General features: G+C 71.1%; 19 protein-coding genes and 1 pseudogene. 11 read left to right on the top strand and 9 right to left on the bottom strand.

Annotated elements, in window-relative coordinates; translation table 11 throughout:
* Positions 1-61 precede the first annotated feature (61 nt).
* The 4 genes from AC5JOC_RS02080 to AC5JOC_RS02095 form a co-directional block, all read right to left on the bottom strand.
* On the bottom strand, positions 62-550 hold the full coding sequence (locus AC5JOC_RS02080) for an extracellular solute-binding protein (protein ID WP_494245172.1): 489 nt from the start codon (positions 548-550) through the stop codon (positions 62-64).
* Positions 441-1,331 (bottom strand): ABC transporter substrate-binding protein, encoded by an 891-nt coding sequence (locus AC5JOC_RS02085; protein ID WP_494245042.1) that lies wholly within the window; start codon positions 1,329-1,331, stop codon positions 441-443. The genes AC5JOC_RS02080 and AC5JOC_RS02085 overlap by 110 nt, the downstream gene beginning before the upstream one ends.
* A gap of 104 nt (positions 1,332-1,435) precedes the next feature.
* Positions 1,436-3,448: a DUF2264 domain-containing protein gene (locus AC5JOC_RS02090; protein ID WP_494245044.1), complete on the bottom strand. Its 2,013-nt coding sequence runs from the start codon at positions 3,446-3,448 to the stop codon at positions 1,436-1,438.
* Positions 3,448-4,467, bottom strand: coding sequence for a hydroxyacid dehydrogenase (locus AC5JOC_RS02095; protein ID WP_198425031.1), 1,020 nt, complete (start codon positions 4,465-4,467; stop codon positions 3,448-3,450). The genes AC5JOC_RS02090 and AC5JOC_RS02095 overlap by 1 nt, the downstream gene beginning before the upstream one ends.
* A gap of 171 nt (positions 4,468-4,638) precedes the next feature.
* Here AC5JOC_RS02095 and AC5JOC_RS02100 point away from each other — a divergent pair, with 171 nt between their 5' ends.
* Genes AC5JOC_RS02100 through AC5JOC_RS02110 form a run of 3 tightly spaced genes read left to right on the top strand, consistent with a single transcriptional unit; the run spans position 4,639 to position 7,708 of the window.
* Entirely contained in the window at positions 4,639-5,877 is a 1,239-nt protein-coding gene (locus AC5JOC_RS02100) for a hypothetical protein (protein WP_494245046.1), read from the top strand.
* Positions 5,874-6,563: a hypothetical protein gene (locus tag AC5JOC_RS02105; protein WP_494245047.1), complete on the top strand. Its 690-nt coding sequence runs from the start codon at positions 5,874-5,876 to the stop codon at positions 6,561-6,563. The genes AC5JOC_RS02100 and AC5JOC_RS02105 overlap by 4 nt, the downstream gene beginning before the upstream one ends.
* Positions 6,560-7,708 (top strand): substrate-binding domain-containing protein, encoded by a 1,149-nt coding sequence (locus tag AC5JOC_RS02110; protein WP_197977376.1) that lies wholly within the window; start codon positions 6,560-6,562, stop codon positions 7,706-7,708. Before AC5JOC_RS02105 ends, AC5JOC_RS02110 begins: the two co-directional genes overlap by 4 nt.
* Positions 7,709-7,791: 83 nt before the next feature.
* Here AC5JOC_RS02110 and AC5JOC_RS02115 read toward each other — a convergent pair whose 3' ends face one another.
* On the bottom strand, positions 7,792-8,592 hold the full coding sequence (locus tag AC5JOC_RS02115; RefSeq protein WP_494245050.1) for an SDR family NAD(P)-dependent oxidoreductase: 801 nt from the start codon (positions 8,590-8,592) through the stop codon (positions 7,792-7,794).
* Between the two features lie 99 nt (positions 8,593-8,691).
* Here AC5JOC_RS02115 and AC5JOC_RS02120 point away from each other — a divergent pair, with 99 nt between their 5' ends.
* Positions 8,692-9,297 (top strand): TetR/AcrR family transcriptional regulator, encoded by a 606-nt coding sequence (locus tag AC5JOC_RS02120; protein WP_079704901.1) that lies wholly within the window; start codon positions 8,692-8,694, stop codon positions 9,295-9,297.
* 59 nt (positions 9,298-9,356) lie between these two features.
* Here AC5JOC_RS02120 and AC5JOC_RS02125 read toward each other — a convergent pair whose 3' ends face one another.
* Complete coding sequence (locus tag AC5JOC_RS02125) at positions 9,357-9,851, bottom strand: FBP domain-containing protein (protein WP_494245052.1); 495 nt, start codon at positions 9,849-9,851, stop codon at positions 9,357-9,359.
* Between the two features lie 327 nt (positions 9,852-10,178).
* On the opposite strand from AC5JOC_RS02125, the gene AC5JOC_RS02130 reads away from it, so the two are divergent.
* Together AC5JOC_RS02130 and AC5JOC_RS02135 are read left to right on the top strand one after the other, a co-directional pair.
* Complete coding sequence (locus AC5JOC_RS02130) at positions 10,179-10,358, top strand: hypothetical protein (protein ID WP_494245054.1); 180 nt, start codon at positions 10,179-10,181, stop codon at positions 10,356-10,358.
* Positions 10,359-10,377: 19 nt separating this feature from the next.
* Positions 10,378-11,388: pseudogene (locus AC5JOC_RS02135) on the top strand (cysteine desulfurase-like protein); the annotation flags it as partial.
* An 80-nt stretch (positions 11,389-11,468) separates the two neighbouring features.
* On the opposite strand, the gene AC5JOC_RS02140 reads toward AC5JOC_RS02135, so the two are convergent.
* The gene (locus AC5JOC_RS02140; protein ID WP_159877421.1) at positions 11,469-11,750 is read right to left on the bottom strand and encodes a hypothetical protein; all 282 of its coding nucleotides are present in this window, start codon (positions 11,748-11,750) and stop codon (positions 11,469-11,471) included.
* Positions 11,751-11,847: 97 nt separating this feature from the next.
* Positions 11,848-12,330 (bottom strand): MarR family winged helix-turn-helix transcriptional regulator, encoded by a 483-nt coding sequence (locus AC5JOC_RS02145; RefSeq protein ID WP_079704896.1) that lies wholly within the window; start codon positions 12,328-12,330, stop codon positions 11,848-11,850.
* A gap of 105 nt (positions 12,331-12,435) precedes the next feature.
* Between AC5JOC_RS02145 and AC5JOC_RS02150 the strand changes: the two genes are divergently transcribed.
* The 3 genes from AC5JOC_RS02150 (at position 12,436) to AC5JOC_RS02160 (ending at position 14,737) form a co-directional block, all read left to right on the top strand.
* Entirely contained in the window at positions 12,436-13,008 is a 573-nt protein-coding gene (locus AC5JOC_RS02150; RefSeq protein WP_494245056.1) for an NADPH-dependent F420 reductase, read from the top strand.
* A gap of 66 nt (positions 13,009-13,074) precedes the next feature.
* On the top strand, positions 13,075-13,959 hold the full coding sequence (locus AC5JOC_RS02155) for a TolB family protein (protein WP_494245058.1): 885 nt from the start codon (positions 13,075-13,077) through the stop codon (positions 13,957-13,959).
* A gap of 79 nt (positions 13,960-14,038) precedes the next feature.
* Entirely contained in the window at positions 14,039-14,737 is a 699-nt protein-coding gene (locus AC5JOC_RS02160; RefSeq protein WP_494245060.1) for an IclR family transcriptional regulator, read from the top strand.
* Positions 14,738-14,743: 6 nt separating this feature from the next.
* Here the strand turns inward: AC5JOC_RS02160 and AC5JOC_RS02165 are convergent, their stop codons facing one another.
* Positions 14,744-16,117, bottom strand: coding sequence for an MFS transporter (locus AC5JOC_RS02165; RefSeq protein WP_138946222.1), 1,374 nt, complete (start codon positions 16,115-16,117; stop codon positions 14,744-14,746).
* A 157-nt stretch (positions 16,118-16,274) separates the two neighbouring features.
* Here AC5JOC_RS02165 and AC5JOC_RS02170 point away from each other — a divergent pair, with 157 nt between their 5' ends.
* Both AC5JOC_RS02170 and AC5JOC_RS02175 read left to right on the top strand, forming a co-directional pair.
* Positions 16,275-17,057, top strand: a complete 783-nt coding sequence (locus AC5JOC_RS02170; RefSeq protein ID WP_064297105.1) for a 2-keto-4-pentenoate hydratase — start codon at positions 16,275-16,277, stop codon at positions 17,055-17,057.
* Positions 17,042-17,854: an HpcH/HpaI aldolase family protein gene (locus AC5JOC_RS02175; protein ID WP_192004410.1), complete on the top strand. Its 813-nt coding sequence runs from the start codon at positions 17,042-17,044 to the stop codon at positions 17,852-17,854. Before AC5JOC_RS02170 ends, AC5JOC_RS02175 begins: the two co-directional genes overlap by 16 nt.
* Positions 17,855-17,882: the final 28 nt, after the last annotated feature.

Genomic DNA, 17,882 nt, shown 5'->3' on the forward strand with positions numbered 1-17,882 from the left:
GGGGACGCGCCGGGCGGACGCGGGGATCGCGGGGCCGAGCGTGCCGGCCCCGCGATCGCGACTAGTCGACGAGGACGTCGTTCTTGACGCGGTCCTGCATCTTCGTGATGGCGTCGTCGACGTCCGACTCGCCGACCATGATGAGGTCGTGCTCCTCGTCGAGGATCGAGCTGACGTCGGAGGAGTACTCGCTCACGGGCATCTCGAGGACGACGTCCTTCGGCTCCTGGAACGCCTTGACCGAGAGGTCGTCGGTCGGGAGGGCCGTGAACGCCGCGGTGACGTCGTCGGACTGGTACGCGGGGACGACACCGATCGCGGCGATGGCCTTCGCGCCGGCCTCGCTCGCGGCGAACTCGAGGAAGGTCTTCGCGGCGGCCTGGTGCGTGGAGTTCTTGTTGACGGCGAACGCGGTCGGCGAGCCGAACGTCACCGTCTCCTCACCGGCCTTGAGCTGCGGCATCTGCGCGACACCCCAGTCGACGTCGGTCGCGCCCGTCTCGATCGACTGCGCGATGCCCGCGATGTACCAGGTGCCCATCGGCATCATCGCGGCCTTGCCGGTCTCGAACATCGTGCGGTAGCTGATCTGCTGGGTCTTCGCCGTGCCGTAGTCGAGCGCGTAGCCCTTGCTCCTGCAGGTCGAGGGTGAGGTCGTACTGGTCCTGCATGAAGCCGTAGTCGCCGCTGATGAGGTCGCCACCGGTCTGGGCTGCGGCGATCGACTGGACGACGGAGCGCCAGTAGTGGTTGTACGTGCCGTAGACCTTGGAGTCCCCGTCGCCCGAGGTGAGCTTCGCCGCGATGTCCGCGTACTCGTCCCAGGTGAGGTTGTCGGGGTGCTCGATGCCGGCCGCGTCGAAGATGGCCTTGTTGTAGTACAGCAGCCAGAAGTCCTGGCGGTACGGCGCCGCGTAGTAGGTGTCGTCGAGGGCGAACGGCTCGATCCCGGCGAGCTTGTCCGCGCCGATGTCGTCGACGACGTCGCCCACGTCGACGAGCTGGCCGCGGTTCGCGTAGCGCGCGTAATCGGTCACGTTCTTCATGGTGAGGACGTCGGTCTTGTCGCCGCCCGCGAGCATCGTCGTGACCTTGTCGGAGTAGTCGTCGGCGAGGATGTCGACGGGCTCGATCGTGATGTCGGGGTGCTCGGCCTCGAAGGCGTCGAAGAGCGCCTTGAACTCGGGCGTCTGGTCGTAGTTCCAGACCGAGACGCTGAGCGTGACGGGGCCGTCCTCGTCCTGCTGGGCGGAGCCGGCACCTGAGCAGCCGGTGAGGGCGAGGCCGGCTGCTGCGGCGATCGCGGAGATGGTCAGGATGGGTCGCTTCATTGCGGATGCTCCTCGGTGAGTAGTGGTGCTGTCGGTGGTGATGGCGGTGCTGGTGGCGGTGCTGGTGGGACGGGGATGCTGCGGGGTGGAGCGGTCGGTGGGCGTCAGTGCGACGCGGGCAGGTCGAGCGACGTCGTCGCGCCGTCCGGCCAGGTGATGGTGCGGGCGGTGGACCCGGCGACGCCCGCCATCGCCGGGGCGACGACGCCCGGCTGCGTGGCGCCATCCAGGAGGAGCGCGAACGCGTGCCAGTGGTCCGGGCGGACGGGACCGTCGGTCTCGCACCACGGCGTGCCCGAACGGGGTCCGAGCGGGGTGGCGTCGTCGAGGTCCCGGACGCCCGACCGGAGCGCGCCGGTCGGAAGCGGGTCGTGCTCGCTCGGGAGCGCGACGACGACCGAACGCACGCCGTCGGCGACGGCGACCGCCGAGGTCTGGTCGGTGGCGACGGTCAGGTCACGACCACTGACGGTCCACCCGCCGACACGGAGCGCGCCGAGCGGGACCTCGTCGCCGGCGCCCGGGACGACGCGGACGAACCGCACCTCCCAGGGCCCGCGGACGGCTGAGCAGAGGTCGATCCGCGCGCCGGTCCGGGTCCGGTCCGCGGCGTGGCCGTGGCCATGGTCCGGGCCGTCGGCATCGGCGTCGATCCAGCGGGCGAGACCGGAGGACGTCGACCAACCGGTGGACGATCCGTCGGAGGTCGGCAGCGGCGTCAGGGCACCTCTGGTGAACCCGGAACGGTGACTCGGGACACCCTCGGCGTCCAGGAGCACGACCGATCCGTCGAACGGGTCGCGGGCATCGGCGGAGAGCACCGGCGCGGTCGCCGTCGAATACCCGAGGCGTGCGTACAGCGGGGCGTCGCGTTGGGCGACGCCGTCGTTCGCGTGGTCCGTCCCGTGGTTGACGACACGGACGATGCCGTCGGCGGTCGTCCCGCTGACGATCCAGCCCGGGGCGACGATGGTGCGGAGGACGTCGCCCCGCTCGATCGGCAGTGGTTCCTCGGTGGCCGTCCACACCGGGTGGTCGGCCGGGAGCGCGAGCCCGAGCATGCCCTTCGACGCCCAGTAGGGCGAACCGGGGCCGGAGTAGGACTGTGCGAGCTGCCGCCACTCGTGGTGCCAGCCGAGCGTCAGGATCCCGCGGTCGTCGGGGGCGCCGGCGGCGTCGAAGTGCGACACGACGCCACTGGCCGCCCGACGGATGAGTCCCGGCGAGAGCGCGGTCGATCCGGCCATCGCACCGGCCCAGAACGGTGCCGCGGCGGCGAAGCGGTAGATGAGACTCCGCCCCTGGACGAGCGGCGATCCGTTCGCGCCGACGAGCGTGACGGCGTCCTCCAGGTAGCGGTCGAGGTGGGCGTCGTAGCGGTCGAGGCGTGCCTGATGCGGGTGGCCCGGCGCGAGCATCGTGCGCCACAGCACCGGATAGAGGTGGAGCGCCCACCCGGTGTAGTGGTCGTAGGCGCGCGTGCCGCCGTCGGCGAACCAGCCGTCCTCGCGGAAGAAACCGTCCGCGATCGCGAGGTCCTCCTCGAGGTCCGCCTCCGAGAACGGGCCGCCGACCGTGCGCAGGAACTCCTCGACGACGATGCGGAACCACACCCAGTTGATGGGCGGGTACGGCTGGCCGATGACGGTGGCGAGCCAGTCGATCGTCGTGCGCTTGGTCCGGTCGTCGAGACGGTCCCAGAGTTCGGCACGGGTGAGGTGGAGTCCGATCGCGATGGCTGCGGCCTCGACCTTGGCCTGGTCGACCTCGTCCGGCCGCGGCCACCGCTCCGGGGAGTCCGGGTCGGTGCCCGCCGCGAGGCCGGCGGCGTAGCGCTCGACGAGGTCGCCCGTCCGTGCGGGATCACCGGCGATGCGGAAGGCGGCGAGCATGAACGTCCGCGCGAACCCCTCCAACCCGTCGATGTCGGAGCCGTAGCCGCCTGGCGCACCCGGGAACAGGATGCGGGCACGACCGGGCGAGGTGAAGGGTTCGGCACCGCCGAGCAGCCGGTCCGCGAGGTCCTCCCAGTGCCTGCGCGTCCAGCCGGTCGACGGTGACAGGGTGCGGTCCAGGGCGAGTGTCTCCGACGCCGGGGCGGTCAGGAGCGCGACCATCAGGCGCTCACCCCCAGGTCGGCGACCCGGACGGCTTCGCGCGGGTGCTCGCCGTTGAGGAACCGCTCGAGGTCGTCGAGCGCCGCGTCCGTCATGCGCAGCGTCTCCCGGCCGAGGGAGCCCGCGATGTGCGGGGTGATCGAGACGTTCGGGAGGTCGAGCAGCGGCGAGTGCACGGGCAGCGGTTCCGGGTCGGTGACGTCGAGGATCGCGTCCAGACGTCCGCTCGCGCACTCCGCCGCGAGGGCGTCGGTGTCGAGCAGGCTCCCGCGGGCCGTGTTGATCACCGTGGCGCCGTCCGGGAGCGCCGCGAGCTGGGCAGCCCCGATCATGCGCTTCGTCTCCGGGAGCTCCGGGGCGTGCAGCGAGAGCACGTCGACGTTCGGCAGGAGCTCGTCGAGCGGGACGAGGCGGGCTCCGGCCGCGGCGACGGCCGTGGCGTCGGCGTAGGGGTCGGCGACGAGCACCTCGACCGCGTCGAGCTGCTGGAGCAGGGCGACGACGCGACGGCCGATGCGCGAGAAGCCGACGACGCCCACGCGGCGTCCGAGGTTGGACAGGTTCGTGGTCTCGAGCAGGGTGCGCCACTCGCGACGGTGCGCCCGCGGGTCGCGGGCGAAGACCTGTGCCCGCTTGCCGGCGAGCACGATCGAGGCGAAGGTGAACTCGGCGACCGGGATGGCGTTCGCCTCGGCGGCCGTGGTGACGACGATGCCGCGCTCCCAGACCGCGTCGGTCACGAGCGAGCGGACCGTGCCGGCGCAGTGGAAGACCGCGCGCAGCCGGGGCATGCGGTCGAGTCGCTCCGCCGTGAGCGGCGGGGTGCCCCACGAGGTGATGAGCACCTCGACCTCCGCGAGCCGTGCGGCGAGCGCCGGGTCGTCGAGGTCGCCGGTGGTCTCGTCGTCGCGGACCTCGCACAGTGCGTGGAGCCGGGCCAGGCGGGCGTCGTCGAAGAGCGTCGAGAACACGTCGGGCCACATGGCGACCAGGGCTGCGGGGCGCGCGGCGTTCGACATCTGGTGCTCTCCTTCGAGTGGGCCGCGGTTGCATGCGGTTGTCAGGTAGTGAATACTCCAATCCGATCGGAGTCAAAACAGTCGATCACAAACGAACAAGCTCGATCGAAGATGATCATGGAGACGTCGTGCATCCACCCTCGCAGACCGCACCCGCCACACCGGCCACCGATGAGCGGCGTCGGTCGCATCGGCCCGTTGGTGACGGCGTGGTCACAGCGCCCGGCGACCGCACTGCAGTCCATCGTGCCGGACGGCGACTGGAGCTCGATCGACCGACGGCTGCTCGACTCCTTCGTCGCCCAGGCGACGCGCGAGTCCGCGGCCACCGACCGCGCGGCGGCGCCCTGGCCCCAGCCGCTCTTCTCGCAGTACAGCGCCTATCCGCTGATCGGGGAGCGCCTCTCCTACGAGACGGCGGTCGGTGACCGACTCGCACGCCTCTCCCGCGCCGTGGTCCTCGCCGCCGCGTCTGCAGCCGGTGTCGCGGTGGCCGCACCGCACGACCCGCTCGCCGAGGTCGCCGACGGCCTGTGGCTCCTCGCGGAGCAGACGACCTGGTGCTGGGCGGCCCACGACGACGCGTTCCGCCGGTTCGGGACGGTCACGCCGTCGCTCGACGAACCGTTCCTCGACCTCGGCGCCGGTGAGGCGGTCGCGGCCGTCGCCTGGGCGATCGCCGTCCTCGGCGACGAGCTCGACGAGCGCTACCCGGGGCTGACCGATCGGCTGCGAGCCGAGGCCGAGCACCGGGTGTTCCGGCCGTTCCTGGACCGCGACGACTGGCACTGGCTCGGCCTCGATGTCGATCCTGACGGCGAGCCGGTCGTCCTCCACAACTGGAACCCCTGGATCCTCGGCAACACGATCGCCGCGGCAGCGGTGCTCTGCAGCCCCGACCGCGCCGAGCTCGTCATCGACCGAGCCGTCGACGGCATCGACCGCTACCTGGCGGGCCTCCCTCGGGACGGCGCGATCGACGAGGGCTGGGAGTACTGGTGGAACGGAGCGGCACGCGCGCTCGAAGCGGTCGAGACCCTCGATCGTCTCGCCGGAGGTCGCCTCGCGCTCGACGGCCTCGACCTGCTGCCCGAGTCACTGCGCTTCCCGCTGCGGATGCAGCTGTCCGCCGACTGGTACGTGAACGTCGCGGATGCCCGAGCACGCGGTGATCGCACGCTCCCGTTCGATCTCCTGCATCGCTGGGGCCGGCGACTCGAGCTGCCGGACGTCGTCGCGTACGCCACGGCGCATCGCGATCCCGACGCACCCGTCGCCACGGACCGGGCCGGACTCGGACGTCTCGTCCGCGTCTGCCTCGATCGGTGCAGTGGGCGGTCGCGGACGCCCGGAGCGCGACGCTGCCGCTGCCGCTGCCGGCTTCGGTCGACCTGCCGTCGATCGGCGTGAGTCTCGCCCGTGAGCACGACGGGCGATCCGACGGACTCGCGGTCAGCCTCAAGGGCGGCCACAACGACGAGAACCACAACCACAACGACCTGGGGAGCGTGATCGTCGCACTCGACGGCGTCCCCGCGGTCATCGATCCCGGGCGGCCCACCTACGACGCGCGGACCTTCGGCCCGGACCGCTACGACATCTGGTGCATGCGCAGCGACTGGCACAGCGTCCCGGCACCGCGCGGTCTGTTGCAGCAGCATGGACCGGAGTTCGCGGCGCGCGATCGCCGGGGCGGAGACCATGGCGCACAGGCGAGCTGGTCGATGGACCTCGCCGCGGCCTACGGACTGGCGGAGCACGAACACTGGCGCCGGACCGCGACGCTCGACCGCACGGCGTCGCGGGTCGTGATCGAGGACGTCTGGACGCTCGACGACCCGGCGGGCACGGCCGTCACCCTCATGCTGTGGGGCGACGTGACCGAGGTCGATCAGGCGACCCTGCGCCTCCACCGGCCGGTCGCCGGCGTCCGGGACGTGATGCTCCAGCACGACGCGGATGAGGTCGCGATGGAGGTCGTCCGACTCGACGACGCGATGATGCGGTCGTCCTGGGGCGAGACGATCACCCGCGTGCGGCTGCTGCCACGTCCCGATGCGGATCGTCTGCTCGTCACCGTGGAGGCCGCACGATGAGCGACGACGACGTCTCCGGCGACCGGGGACCGACGGGCGGCACGGGACCCTCACAGGTCTTCGGCATCGAGCGCCGCGAACGGATCATGGACGAGGTCCGACGCAACGGTTCCGTCGTCGTCCGCGAACTCGCCGTCATCCTCGGCGTCACGGAGCTGACGATCCGACGCGACATCACCGCGCTCGCCGACCTCGGGCTCGTCACGCGGGTCCACGGTGGCGCGACCGCCCGGAGCTCCCTCGACCAGACGGTCGCGCGATCGGCCGACGCCGCCGGCCCCGCCAGGTACCGCATCGGCATGGTCGTGCCGTCGCTCAGCTACTACTGGCCGCAGATCGTCAACGGTGCCCGCGCCACGGCCGCCCTCAGCCGCTCGCAGCTCGTGCTCCGCGGCTCGTCCTACGACCCGGCCGACCAGCGCCGGCAGATGGCCGCGCTCGTGGAGACGGGTGGGATCCACGGGCTCATCGCCGCACCCGACACCGCGGGCCAGGACGGGTACGCCCTCCTCGCCTGGCTCGATGCGCTGCCGATCCCGGTCGTGCTGGCCGAGCGTCGCGCGCCGTCCTCGCTCGCGCTGCGGTCGCTCGAGTGGGTCACGACGGACCACGAGTTCGGCGCGGTGCTCGCCGTCCGCCACCTGTACGAGCAGGGGCACCGCCGCATCGGCATCGCCGCGGCACGGCACTCCCCCACCTCCGACCACCTGCGGCGCGGCTGGGCCAGGGCGTCCGCGGACCTGGGGCTGGACACGGGACTGACGGTGAACGCCGAGATCGACGACGTCGAGAACGGCGCCAGGGACGCCCGGCTGGGTGCGCTCGTCGACGAGTGCCTCGCCACGGGGACCACCGCGCTGTTCGTGCACGCCGATCCGCAGGCGATCCTGCTCGAGCACCACTGCCTCGACCGCGGCGTGCGGATCCCCGAGGATCTCGCGATCGTCGCCTACGACGACGAGGTCGCGGAGAACGGCGAGCCGCCCATCACCGCGCTGCGCCCACCGAAGCAGCACATCGGTCGGATGGCCGTCGAGACGATGGTCGCCCGCCTGTCCGAGGGCCGCCGTCGCCCGACGCAGCGCACCCAGGTCCTCCCCGAGCTGCAGGTCCGCGCCTCCTCCCTGACCGCGCCGCCCGCCTGAGTCGCCCGAATCTGCACGAAATCGGCCGCTGAGTCGCCCGAATCTGCGCGAAATCGGCCGGATTTCGTGCAGATCCGGGCGACTCAGCGGGCCATCCGCACGCCGCCGAGGACGCGGGCGCTCGTGCGGGCGAGCGTGCGACGCGACAGCAGCCGGGTCGCGAGCGCGGTGAGGTGGTTGCTGCGGCCGGACACGACACTGGGGCCACCGTCAGCCCGGTCGAGCGCGCGGAACGCGGTGTCGATGACCTGCGCGCTCGTCTGCTTGCGGCCGACGGCAGCGTCTTCGCTCCCGACGACGTCGAAGAACTCGGTCTTGGTCGGCCCGGGGCTCACGGCGAGCACCCGCAGCCCGGTGCCGCGGGCCTCTGCCCAGAGCGCCTCGGTGAAGCTCAGCACGAACGCCTTCGTCGCGCCGTACACAGCCATGCCCGGCGTCGGCTGGTAGGCAGCGGTGCTCGCGACCGTCACCAGGGCGCCGGAGCCCTCGAGCAGCTGCGGCATGAATGCACGCGTGAGCTCGACGAGGGTCCCGACGTTGAGTTGGATCTCTCCCGTCATGCGCTCCGGGTCCGCCTGGTCGAAGGCACCGTGGCTGCCGAACCCGGCGTTGTTGACGAGCGAGGTGATCCGGATGCCGCGGCGATCCAGCTCCTCGTGGAGTGACTCGGCGGCACCCGCGACGCCGAGGTCGGCCGGCACGACCGTGACCTCGACACCCGAGGCGGACCGGAGTTCGGCCGCCAGCGCCTCGAGGCGATCCGCGCGCCTGGCGACGAGCACCAGGTTCGACCCGCGGTTCGCGAACCGTCTGGCGAACTCGACGCCGAGGCCGGAGCTCGCGCCCGTGATGAGTGCGGTGCCACCGCGGAGATCGAGTGTCATGGGGGAATCCTTCAGCTGGCGGTGCACGAATGTTGTCAGTGACATCATTGCCGTCGTTCGCTCGTGTTGTCAATGTCAACATGACGGTAGGCTCGTCTCGTGCCAGCTCAGCCCTACCACCACGGAGACCTCCGCCGGACGCTCCTCGAGGCCGCCGCAGCCAGCCTCGAGACGGACGGCGTCGACGAGCTGTCGCTGCGCCGCCTCGCCCGTGACGCCGGCGTCAGCCACGCGGCGCCGAGCCGACATTTCCGCGACAAGCAGGCCCTCCTCGACGCGCTCGCCGAAGACGGTTTCCGTCGTCTCTCCGCGGCGCTCGAGCGGGCGACCGGAGCCGAGGTCACCTCGTCGGCAGGGGCCCGCGAACAGGTCGACGCACTGGCCCGAGCGTATGTCGGCTTCGCGCTCGCTCAGCCGACGCTCCTCTCGCTCATGTTCGGCCTCAAGCACGCGCCCGATGCCCGGGAGGAGCTGCTCGCCGCCGGTCACGCCTCGATGGAGATCGTCGTCCGGGTCGTCACCACCGGGCAGGAGATCCGCGCGATCACCGCCGGCGATCCGCACCACATCGCGCTCGTAGCCTTCGCGACCTTCCACGGCATCGCCGTACTCGCCTCTGGCGGCCTGCTCGACGGCGTCCCGGCCGACGACCTCGTGACGAGCGCCGTCGACCTCTTCTGGCGGGGCCTCACTCCCGAGGCTTGAGTCGCCCGAATCTGCGCGAAAACGGGCGGAGTTCGTGCAGATCCGGGCAACTCAGCGGGTCAGCCGACGCCGTTCAGGACCGAGGAGGCGAAGGACGCGGCGCGGACGCTGAGCGTCGCGATGCGCTCCTGGCGGGCCGCCTCCGCGTCGAAACCGACGTAGGCGAGCGGCGGCAGCTTCCGCACGTTGGCCGAGCACTGGAAGTCGGCGCAGACGAGCGTGCCGACCGTGTCGCCGTTCTTGCCGGCCTGTCCGGCCCGCTTCGCGCTGTAGAACACGACGTCGTTGCTGAGCGTGATGTCCTGGCACCACGCGCACTGCGGCCGGGTGCGGGGCATCGCGTCGGCCTGCCGGAGCAGGATGCCGACGGGTTCGCCGTCGACGATCGTGATGACGTAGGCGCGTCGCGGCAGCTTCTTGTCGCGCCACCCGAGGAAGTCACGCACCTCGAAGTCGAGCGTGTCGAAGTCGACGGGCAGGCTCACGTCACTGACCTCCTTGCGCGACGCGTTGACGAAGGAGGCTCGGATCTGGGATTCGTTCAGGGGGATCATGGGTTCACCGGTTTCGGCTGGGCCGTCGTGGAGACGGCGGAGAGACCCTCCGCGCGTCGGTGCGCTGCGGTGGGTGCGTCAGGGTGCGCGGCCCCGTCGTCGTCGCTCGGACGAGCGCGATGGACGAGGCCGACGTCCTCACCGGGTGGGCGAGGTGGTCGACCGGGTGCGCTGCTCTCTCGGGCCGGCGTTGCGGACGCCGACGACCTCCAGACGCCCGACACGGGGCGGAGCGATGAGCATGGACACACAGGCACTGTATCAAGCGATGGCGCGCTCGCTCCCCTGGTCCGCACGTTCAGGCTCCCGGCGCGGCAGGATGGACGCATGACCCTCGACGTCGCCCTCCTCCGCACCGCGTTCCCCTCCCTCGCCTCGGGCATCGCCCACTTCGACGGCCCCGGCGGCACCCAGACGCCGCTCGCCGTCGGCCAGGCCATCCTCGACACCCTCACCGGGCCCGCTCTCGAACCGAGGGACCTCGGTCGCCTCCGAACGACGGGCTGACGACGCGGTCGTCGCCTTCCGCGCTGCGATGGCGGACCTCCTCGCCGCCGACCCGAGCGGCATCGTCTACGGTCGCAGCGCGACCCAGCTCACCTACGACTTCGCGAAGCACCTGTCCCGCGGCTGGACGGCGGGCGACGAGGTGGTGGTGTCCCGGCTGGACCACGACGCGAACGTCCGCCCGTGGGTCCAGGCCGCGGAACGCGCCGGCGCGACGGTGCGCTGGATCGAGCTCGATGCCGCGACCGGCGAGCTCGACCTCGAGTCGCTCGACGCGACCCTCGGCGAGCGCACCCGGCTCGTCGCCGTGACCGCAGCGTCGAACCTCCTCGGCACCATCCCGCCGGTGCGGACGATCGCCGACCGGGCGCACGCGGTCGGCGCGCTCGTCTGGGTCGACGGCGTCCACTACACGGCGCACCACGTCGTCGACGTCGAGGCCCTCGGCGCCGACTTCTTCGTCTGCTCGCCGTACAAGTTCTTCGGGCCGCACTGCGGTGTCCTCGCCGCGTCGCCGGCGCTGCTCGAGTCGATCCACCCCGACAAGCTGCTGCCGTCGACGAACGTGGTGCCCGAGCGCTTCGAGTTCGGCACGCTGCCCTACGAGCTCATGGCCGGCGTGACGGCGGCCATCGGCGTGCTCGCGTCGATCGACCCCGGTGACGCCACGACGAGACGCGACCGTCTCGTGGCCTCCGCCGCAGCCGTCCACGAGCGGGAACTCGCGCTGCGCACCCGTATCGAGGACGAGCTCGCCGACCTCGGCCCGCTCGTCGAGCTGCACTCGCGAGCCGCCGAGCGCACGGCGACGCTGTTCATGACGTTCCCGGGCAGGCGTGCAGCCGACGCGGCCGCGTTCCTCGCCGCTCGCGACGTCCTCGCACCGGCGGGCTCGTTCTACGCGGTCGAGCCGTTCGCGGCGCTGGGCCTCGAGGACGTCGGCGGCCTCCGCGTCGGCGTCGCCCCGTACACCTCGGACGAGGACGTCGACCGCCTGCTCGACGGCATCAGGGCCTTCCTCGCCGACTGAACGGCTCGCGGGCTGACCGGCTCGCGGGCTGACCGGCTCGCCGGTTGAACGGTTGGCGAGCCGGCCCGGCGACAGCGCCCTCAGGACCGCTTGCCGCTCTCGCGTCGCAGCACGACGAACCCGGCGACCATGACGACCGCCCCGAGGACGAGGGTGATGATCCGGAAGAATCCGAAGTCGTCGACACCGAAGATCAGGGGTCCGGCGAAGAGGAACGTGGCGCCGACGAAGTACCAGACGGAGGTCGTCCCGCCGTTGAGCGATGTGGGTGGCGGCGTCGACTCGGGCTCCGCCGCGGCGGGACCGTCCTGGGGCACCTCGTCCCCGTGTGGTGCAGGTTCGGGCTGCGTCGATCCGGTCATCATTCGCTCCGATCCGCGTCGCGCTCGGTGGTGTCCACGACGTCGAGCCCCACGCTACGCAGCCCTCGAGCGCCGCGAATCCCCCAGGTGACGGAGATCAGGCCTCGCTGGCGAACATCCGGCCGTCGGGGTCGAGCTTCGTCAGGAGGGCTGCGGAGATCTCGCCGAGCTGCTCGATCTGCGCCGGCGTCAGTGCGTCGAGGACCAGGGACCGCACGTGCTCGACGTGGCCCGGTGCGGCCTGGACGACCTTGTCCCAGCCCGCATCGGTGAGCGTCACGTTCGTCGCCCGTCGATCCTCCGGGCACGGTGTCCGTGCCACGAAGCCGGCCTCCTCCAAGCGCGTCAGCACCCGCGACAAACGAGGCAGCGTCGCGTTCGTCCGGGCCGCGAGCGCCGAGGTGCGCAGCGTGCGGCCCGGGGTCTCGGACAGCATCGCGAGCGTGAAGTAGTCGAAGTGCGTCAGGTGCTCGTCCCGCGTGAGCTGGAGGTCGAGCGCGGCCGGCAGGAGTTCGAGCACCGCGGCGAAGCGCACCCAGGAGCGTTGCTCGTCGCCGCTCAGCCATCGCGTCTCGGTCATGACTCCAGCGTAGCAATAGTTGCGTCTACAACTAACCGGTGTTACGTTAGTTGTATCAACAACCAATTGACCCGTGACCAGGCGGCCACGAGAAGGAGCATCGTCATGACGAACGTCACCATCTTCGGAACCGGCAACATGGGCAGCGCCATCGCCGGTGTCCTCGCAGCAGGCGGCGCCTCCGTCGACCACCTCGGATCGGCCGAGACCGGCACGATCACCGGCGACGTCGTCGTCCTCGCGGTCCCCTACCCGGCCCTCGCGACGATCGTCGAGCAGTACGCCGACCAGCTCGCGGGCAAGGTCGTCGTCGACATCACCAACCCCCTCGACTTCTCGACCTTCGACGGCCTCACCGTCCCCGCCGGCAGCTCGGCTGCAGCGGAACTGCAGGCGAAGCTCCCGAGCTCCCACGTCCTCAAGGCCTTCAACACGAACTTCGCCGCGACCCTCGCCGCGAAGCAGGTCGGCGACGTGGCCACCACGGTCCTCATCGCCGGGGACGACGCCGACGCCAAGGCCGCACTCCAGCAGCTCGTGACCGCCGGTGGCCTCGAGGCCGTCGACGCCGGGTCCCTGAAGCGCGCCCACGAACTCGAGGCGATCGGCTTCCTGCAGCTCACGCTGGCGGCGTCGGAGAAGATCTCCTGGACCGCGGGGTTCGCGCTCGTCAAGTAGTCGTCGGATCGTGATCCGGGAGGAACGATCCTCCCGGATCACGACGGACTGGAGGACGATGGGCGCATGACCTTCCGCGCCCTCGTCCCCGGCCAGCGTTCCAGCGTCCTGCTCGGCGGGCCGCACGATGACGCGCCCGTCCTCCTCTTCGAGACCGACGAGCTCCTCATCGAAGCGCCGAACTGGTCCCTCGACGGCCGGACGCTGTACCTCAACGGCAACGGGCGACTCTGGGCGCTCACGGTCGACGACCCGACCGCGGGGCTCACGCCGATCGACTTCCACGGCCTCCCCGAGCTCAACAACGACCACGTCCTCGACCCCGACGGCGAACACATCCTCCTCTCGGCGATGGACGGTCACATCTACCGCGGTGCCCTCACCGGCGGACCGGTCACGAAGCTCACCGCCGACGACGACCGGTGGCACTTCCTCCACGGCGTCTCACCCGACGGCACGCGGATCGCGTACGTCGAACTCGAAGGCTTCGAGCACCCCGGTCGACTCGCGATCGCTCCGGCGGTCGAAGGCGGCGGTCCCGTCACCGTCCTCGACACGGGCGACGGCCACCTCGACGGCCCGGAGTGGTCGCCCGACGGCCGGTGGCTGCTCTGCAACACGGAACACTTCGGCACGGCCCCGGGCCATGCGCAGCTCGCGCGGATCCCGGACGGCGGCGGCGAGCTCGAGCAGCTCGTCGTGAGCGACACCGTCGACTGGTTCCCGCACCTCTCCCCCGACGCCCGACTGGCCTCGTACATCGCCTTCCCCGCCGGCACGATCGGACACCCCGCCGACCTCGACGTCGAGGTCCGGCTCGTCTCGACCGACGACTGGGCGACCCCGCTCCGCCGCTACCCGCTGTTCGGCGGCCAGGGCACGCTCAACGTGAACAGCTGGGCACCCGACAGCTCACGGTTCGCCTTCGTCGCCTACCCGATCACGAGCTGAATCGCCCGATTCTGCGCGGTTTCGGCGAAGAATCGCACCGATCCGGGCGACTCAGGGGGCTCGTCGATAGGGTCGGAGCGTGACCGATGCCAGCAGCGCCCACTCCCAGACGCTCTCGCGCGGCATCCGGATCCTCGAGGTCCTGGCCGACGCGCGCACCCCGCTCACGATCGACGCCCTGAGCGCGACGCTCGGCCTGCACCGCAGCGTCACCTACCGGCTGCTGCGCACGCTCGAAGACCACCGCCTGGTCGTCCGCGACGGTGCGGGACGGATCGCACTCGGATCGCGCCTGGCAGCCCTCGCCGCCGGCGTCTCCCACGATCTGCAGGCCGCCGCCCTGCCCGAGCTGACGGCGATCGCGAACGAGCTCGGCATGACCTGCTTCCTCACCGTGCTGGACGGCGACGAGATCGTCACCCTCGTCAGCGTCGAGCCACGGCACACGATGGGGTCGATCGCGCAGCGGCCCGGCACCCGGCACCCGGTCGGCGTCGGCGCTCCCGGCAAGGCGATCGCGTCCCGTCTGCCTGCGTCGCAGTGGCCGGACGCCCTCGACGACGACCACCGCGCCGAGCTGGCCGTGGTCCGCGAACAGGGCTGGGCGTCGAGCCACGACGAGGTCATCACCGGTCTCCGCGCCGTCGCGGTTCCACTCGCTGTGCACGGCTCGCCGGCAGCCGCCCTCGCGGTCGTCTACGTCTCCAGCAGCCGCCCCGAAACCGAGATCGCGGCCCGCCTCATCGAGGGGGCCGCGACCATCGCGTCGTCGGTCTGACCGCGGCTACCTCCGCGCGCCGTAGACCTGACCACGGCTCTGCTCGTCCTCCGCCTCGCCACCGAGCGGGATACCCGTGCGGTCGCGCAGGAGGAGGGTCGCCGCGAAGGCGATGACGATCATGCCGGCGATGTAGAACGCGACGCTCGTCGACGACCCCGTGACCTGCACCAGCCAGGTCGCGATCGTCGGCGCGAACGCTCCGCCGAGGATGGCGCCGATCGCGTAGGTGACCGACACACCCGTGTACCGGATCGACGCCGGGAACAGCTCGGCGAAGTACGCCGCCTGCGGCCCGTAGGTGAACCCGTTGCCGATCGTGAACAGCGCGAGCCCGAGGAACAACAACCACGGGTTGCCGGTGTTCACGAGCGGGAAGAGCACGAAGACGGTGGCCAGGAACGCGACCCAGCCGATGATGTAGGTGTTGCGTCGGCCGATCCGGTCGGAGAGCGAACCCGCGAACCACGTGACGATGAGCCAGACGATGGCCGACCCGGTCACCGCGAGCAGGACCGGCGTCCGCTCCATGCCCACCAGGCCACCGTCGGCGAGCGGCGTCGTCGCGTAGTTCTGGATGTAGCCGCCCGTGGTCATGTAGCCGGCGGCGTTGTTGCCGGCGAAGGTGAGCGCCGCGAGCAGCACGAGCAGCCAGTGGTGGCGGAAGAGCTCGACGATCGGGACCCGGCGACGCTCCTTGTTGCGGGCGAGCGCGACGAAGACGGGGCTCTCGTCGACCTTCCGGCGCACGACGTAGCCGACGATGATCAGGACGAAGCTCAGCAGGAACGGGATCCGCCAGCCCCACTCGAGGAACGCGGCACCGGGCGAGATCACGCCCGTCATGAGGGCGAGCATGCCGGAGGCGAGGAGCAGTCCGATCGGGACGCCGATCTGCGGGAACGCACCGAACCGGCCGCGGCGGCCGGTGGGGGCGTGCTCGACGGCCATGAGGACGGCGCCGCCCCACTCCCCGCCGGTCGACAGCCCCTGCAGGATGCGGAGGAACACGAGCAGGGCGGGGGCGATGATCCCGATCTGGTCGTACGTCGGCAGCAGACCGATGAGCGTCGTGGCAGCTCCCATGAGGAAGAGCGTGATGACGAGCATCTTCTTCCGGCCGATGCGGTCGCCGAAGTGCCCGGCGACGAACGCGCCGAGCGGCCGGAACAGGAAGCTGACGCCGACCGTCGCGAACGACAGCAGCAGCGCGGCCTGCGGTCCCGCCGGCTGGAAGAAGAGCTGCGAGAAGACGAGTCCAGCGGCGCTCGCGTAGAGGAAGAAGTCGTACCACTCGACCGTGGTGCCGATGACGGTGGCGAAGGCCACGCGCCGGAGTTCCGCGGGCGTCGTCGCTCGCGCCAGTGATGCGGTTGTCATTGTCTCGAGACCCCTTTGTCCGTCGCGGCCCGTCATTGGACCGCCAGAATGTACACCACATCGTATACAATCGTGGTCACCGCGCAAGAGGCAGTCGATGACGACGCACCGTATCGTGATCGCAGGCCGCAGTCGACGCAGATGAGGACGGGACGCGATGCAGGATCACGAACGACAGGCGATCGCCGACGAGCTGGCGGCGGCGCACGAGGAGCGGAGCGTCATCCCCCTCCTCACCGCCCGGCACCCGGACATGACCATCGAGGACTCCTACGCCGTGCAGGCGCTGTGGGCCGAACGCCGCATCGCCGCCGGTCGGCGCGTCGTCGGCCACAAGATCGGCCTCACCTCGAAGGCGATGCAGCAGGCCACCGGGATCACCGAACCCGACTACGGCGTCATCCTCGACGACCAGGTCTTCGACTCGGGCGCGACGCTCGACTTCGACGCCTACTCCAACGTCCGCGTGGAGGTCGAGCTGGCCTTCGTCCTCGGCCGCCCACTGCAGGGGCCGCACTGCACGATCTTCGAGGTGCTCGACGCGACCGACCACATCGTGCCGGCGCTCGAGGTCCTCAACTCCCACATCGAACTCGACGGTCGCACGATCGTCGACACCATCGCCGACAACGCGGCACTCGGTGCCATGGTGCTCGGCGGAACACCCGTCCGCCCCGACGCGATCGACCCGCGCTGGGTCTCGGCCCTGCTCTACCGCAACCAGACCATCGAGGAGTCGGGGGTCGCCGGCGCCGTCCTCGGGCACCCGGCACTCGGCGTCGCGTGGCTCGCCGGCAAGCTCGCCCAGCACGGCGGGAGTCTCGCCGCCGGGGAGATCATCCTGTCGGGATCGTTCACGAGACCGATGTGGGTCGAACGGGGCGACACCGTCCACGCCGAATACCAGGGACTGGGAGCCGTGACATGCCGATTCGAATGACCCTGCCGCCGACCTTCGGCGAGCGCCTGCGCACCGCGGATCGCCCCCTCATCGGCATGTGGGTGGTGTCTGGCAGCCCGATCGCGGCGGAGATCGCTGCGGGCAGCGGGCTCGACCTGCTCCTCATCGACGGCGAGCACTCGGCGAACACCCTGGAGAGCATCCAGCTACAGCTGCAGGTGGTGGCCGCCTTCCCGGTGTGTCCGCTGGTGCGGGTGCCGTTCGGCGACGCGGTCGTCATCAAGCAGGTGCTCGACCTCGGGGCGCAGAACCTCATCGTGCCCATGGTGTCGTCGGCCGAGCAGGCGGCGGCGCTCGTGCAGGCCGTGCGGTACCCGCCGCAGGGCGTCCGCGGGGTCGGCAGCGCGCTCGCGAGGTCCTCCCGCTGGAACCGGATCGACGACTACCTCGCGCAGGCGAACGATTCGGTGTCGCTCACGGTGCAGATCGAGTCGGCGGAGGCCGTCGAGCAGGCGGACGAGATCCTCGCGGTCGACGGCGTGGACGCGGTGTTCGTCGGTCCGGCCGACCTCTCGGCGTCGCTCGGACTGCTCGGCCAGCAGGGGCACCCCACCGTGGTCAGCGCTGTCGAGCGGGTGCTCGATGCCGCCGCCGCCGCGGGGAAGCCGGCCGGCGTGAACGCCTTCGACCCCGTCATGGCCGAGCACTACCTCGACCGCGGGGCGTCCTTCGTCCTCGTCGGTGCGGACGTGTCGCTCCTCGCCCGCGCATCCGAGCAGTTGGCGGAGCGCTTCATCGACGGCCGGAGCGACGCGACCCGCAGCGACGGGTACTGACCCTTTCCCACCGCGTCCGGATCGTATA

The sequence above is a fragment of the Plantibacter sp. genome (assembly GCF_059073635.1).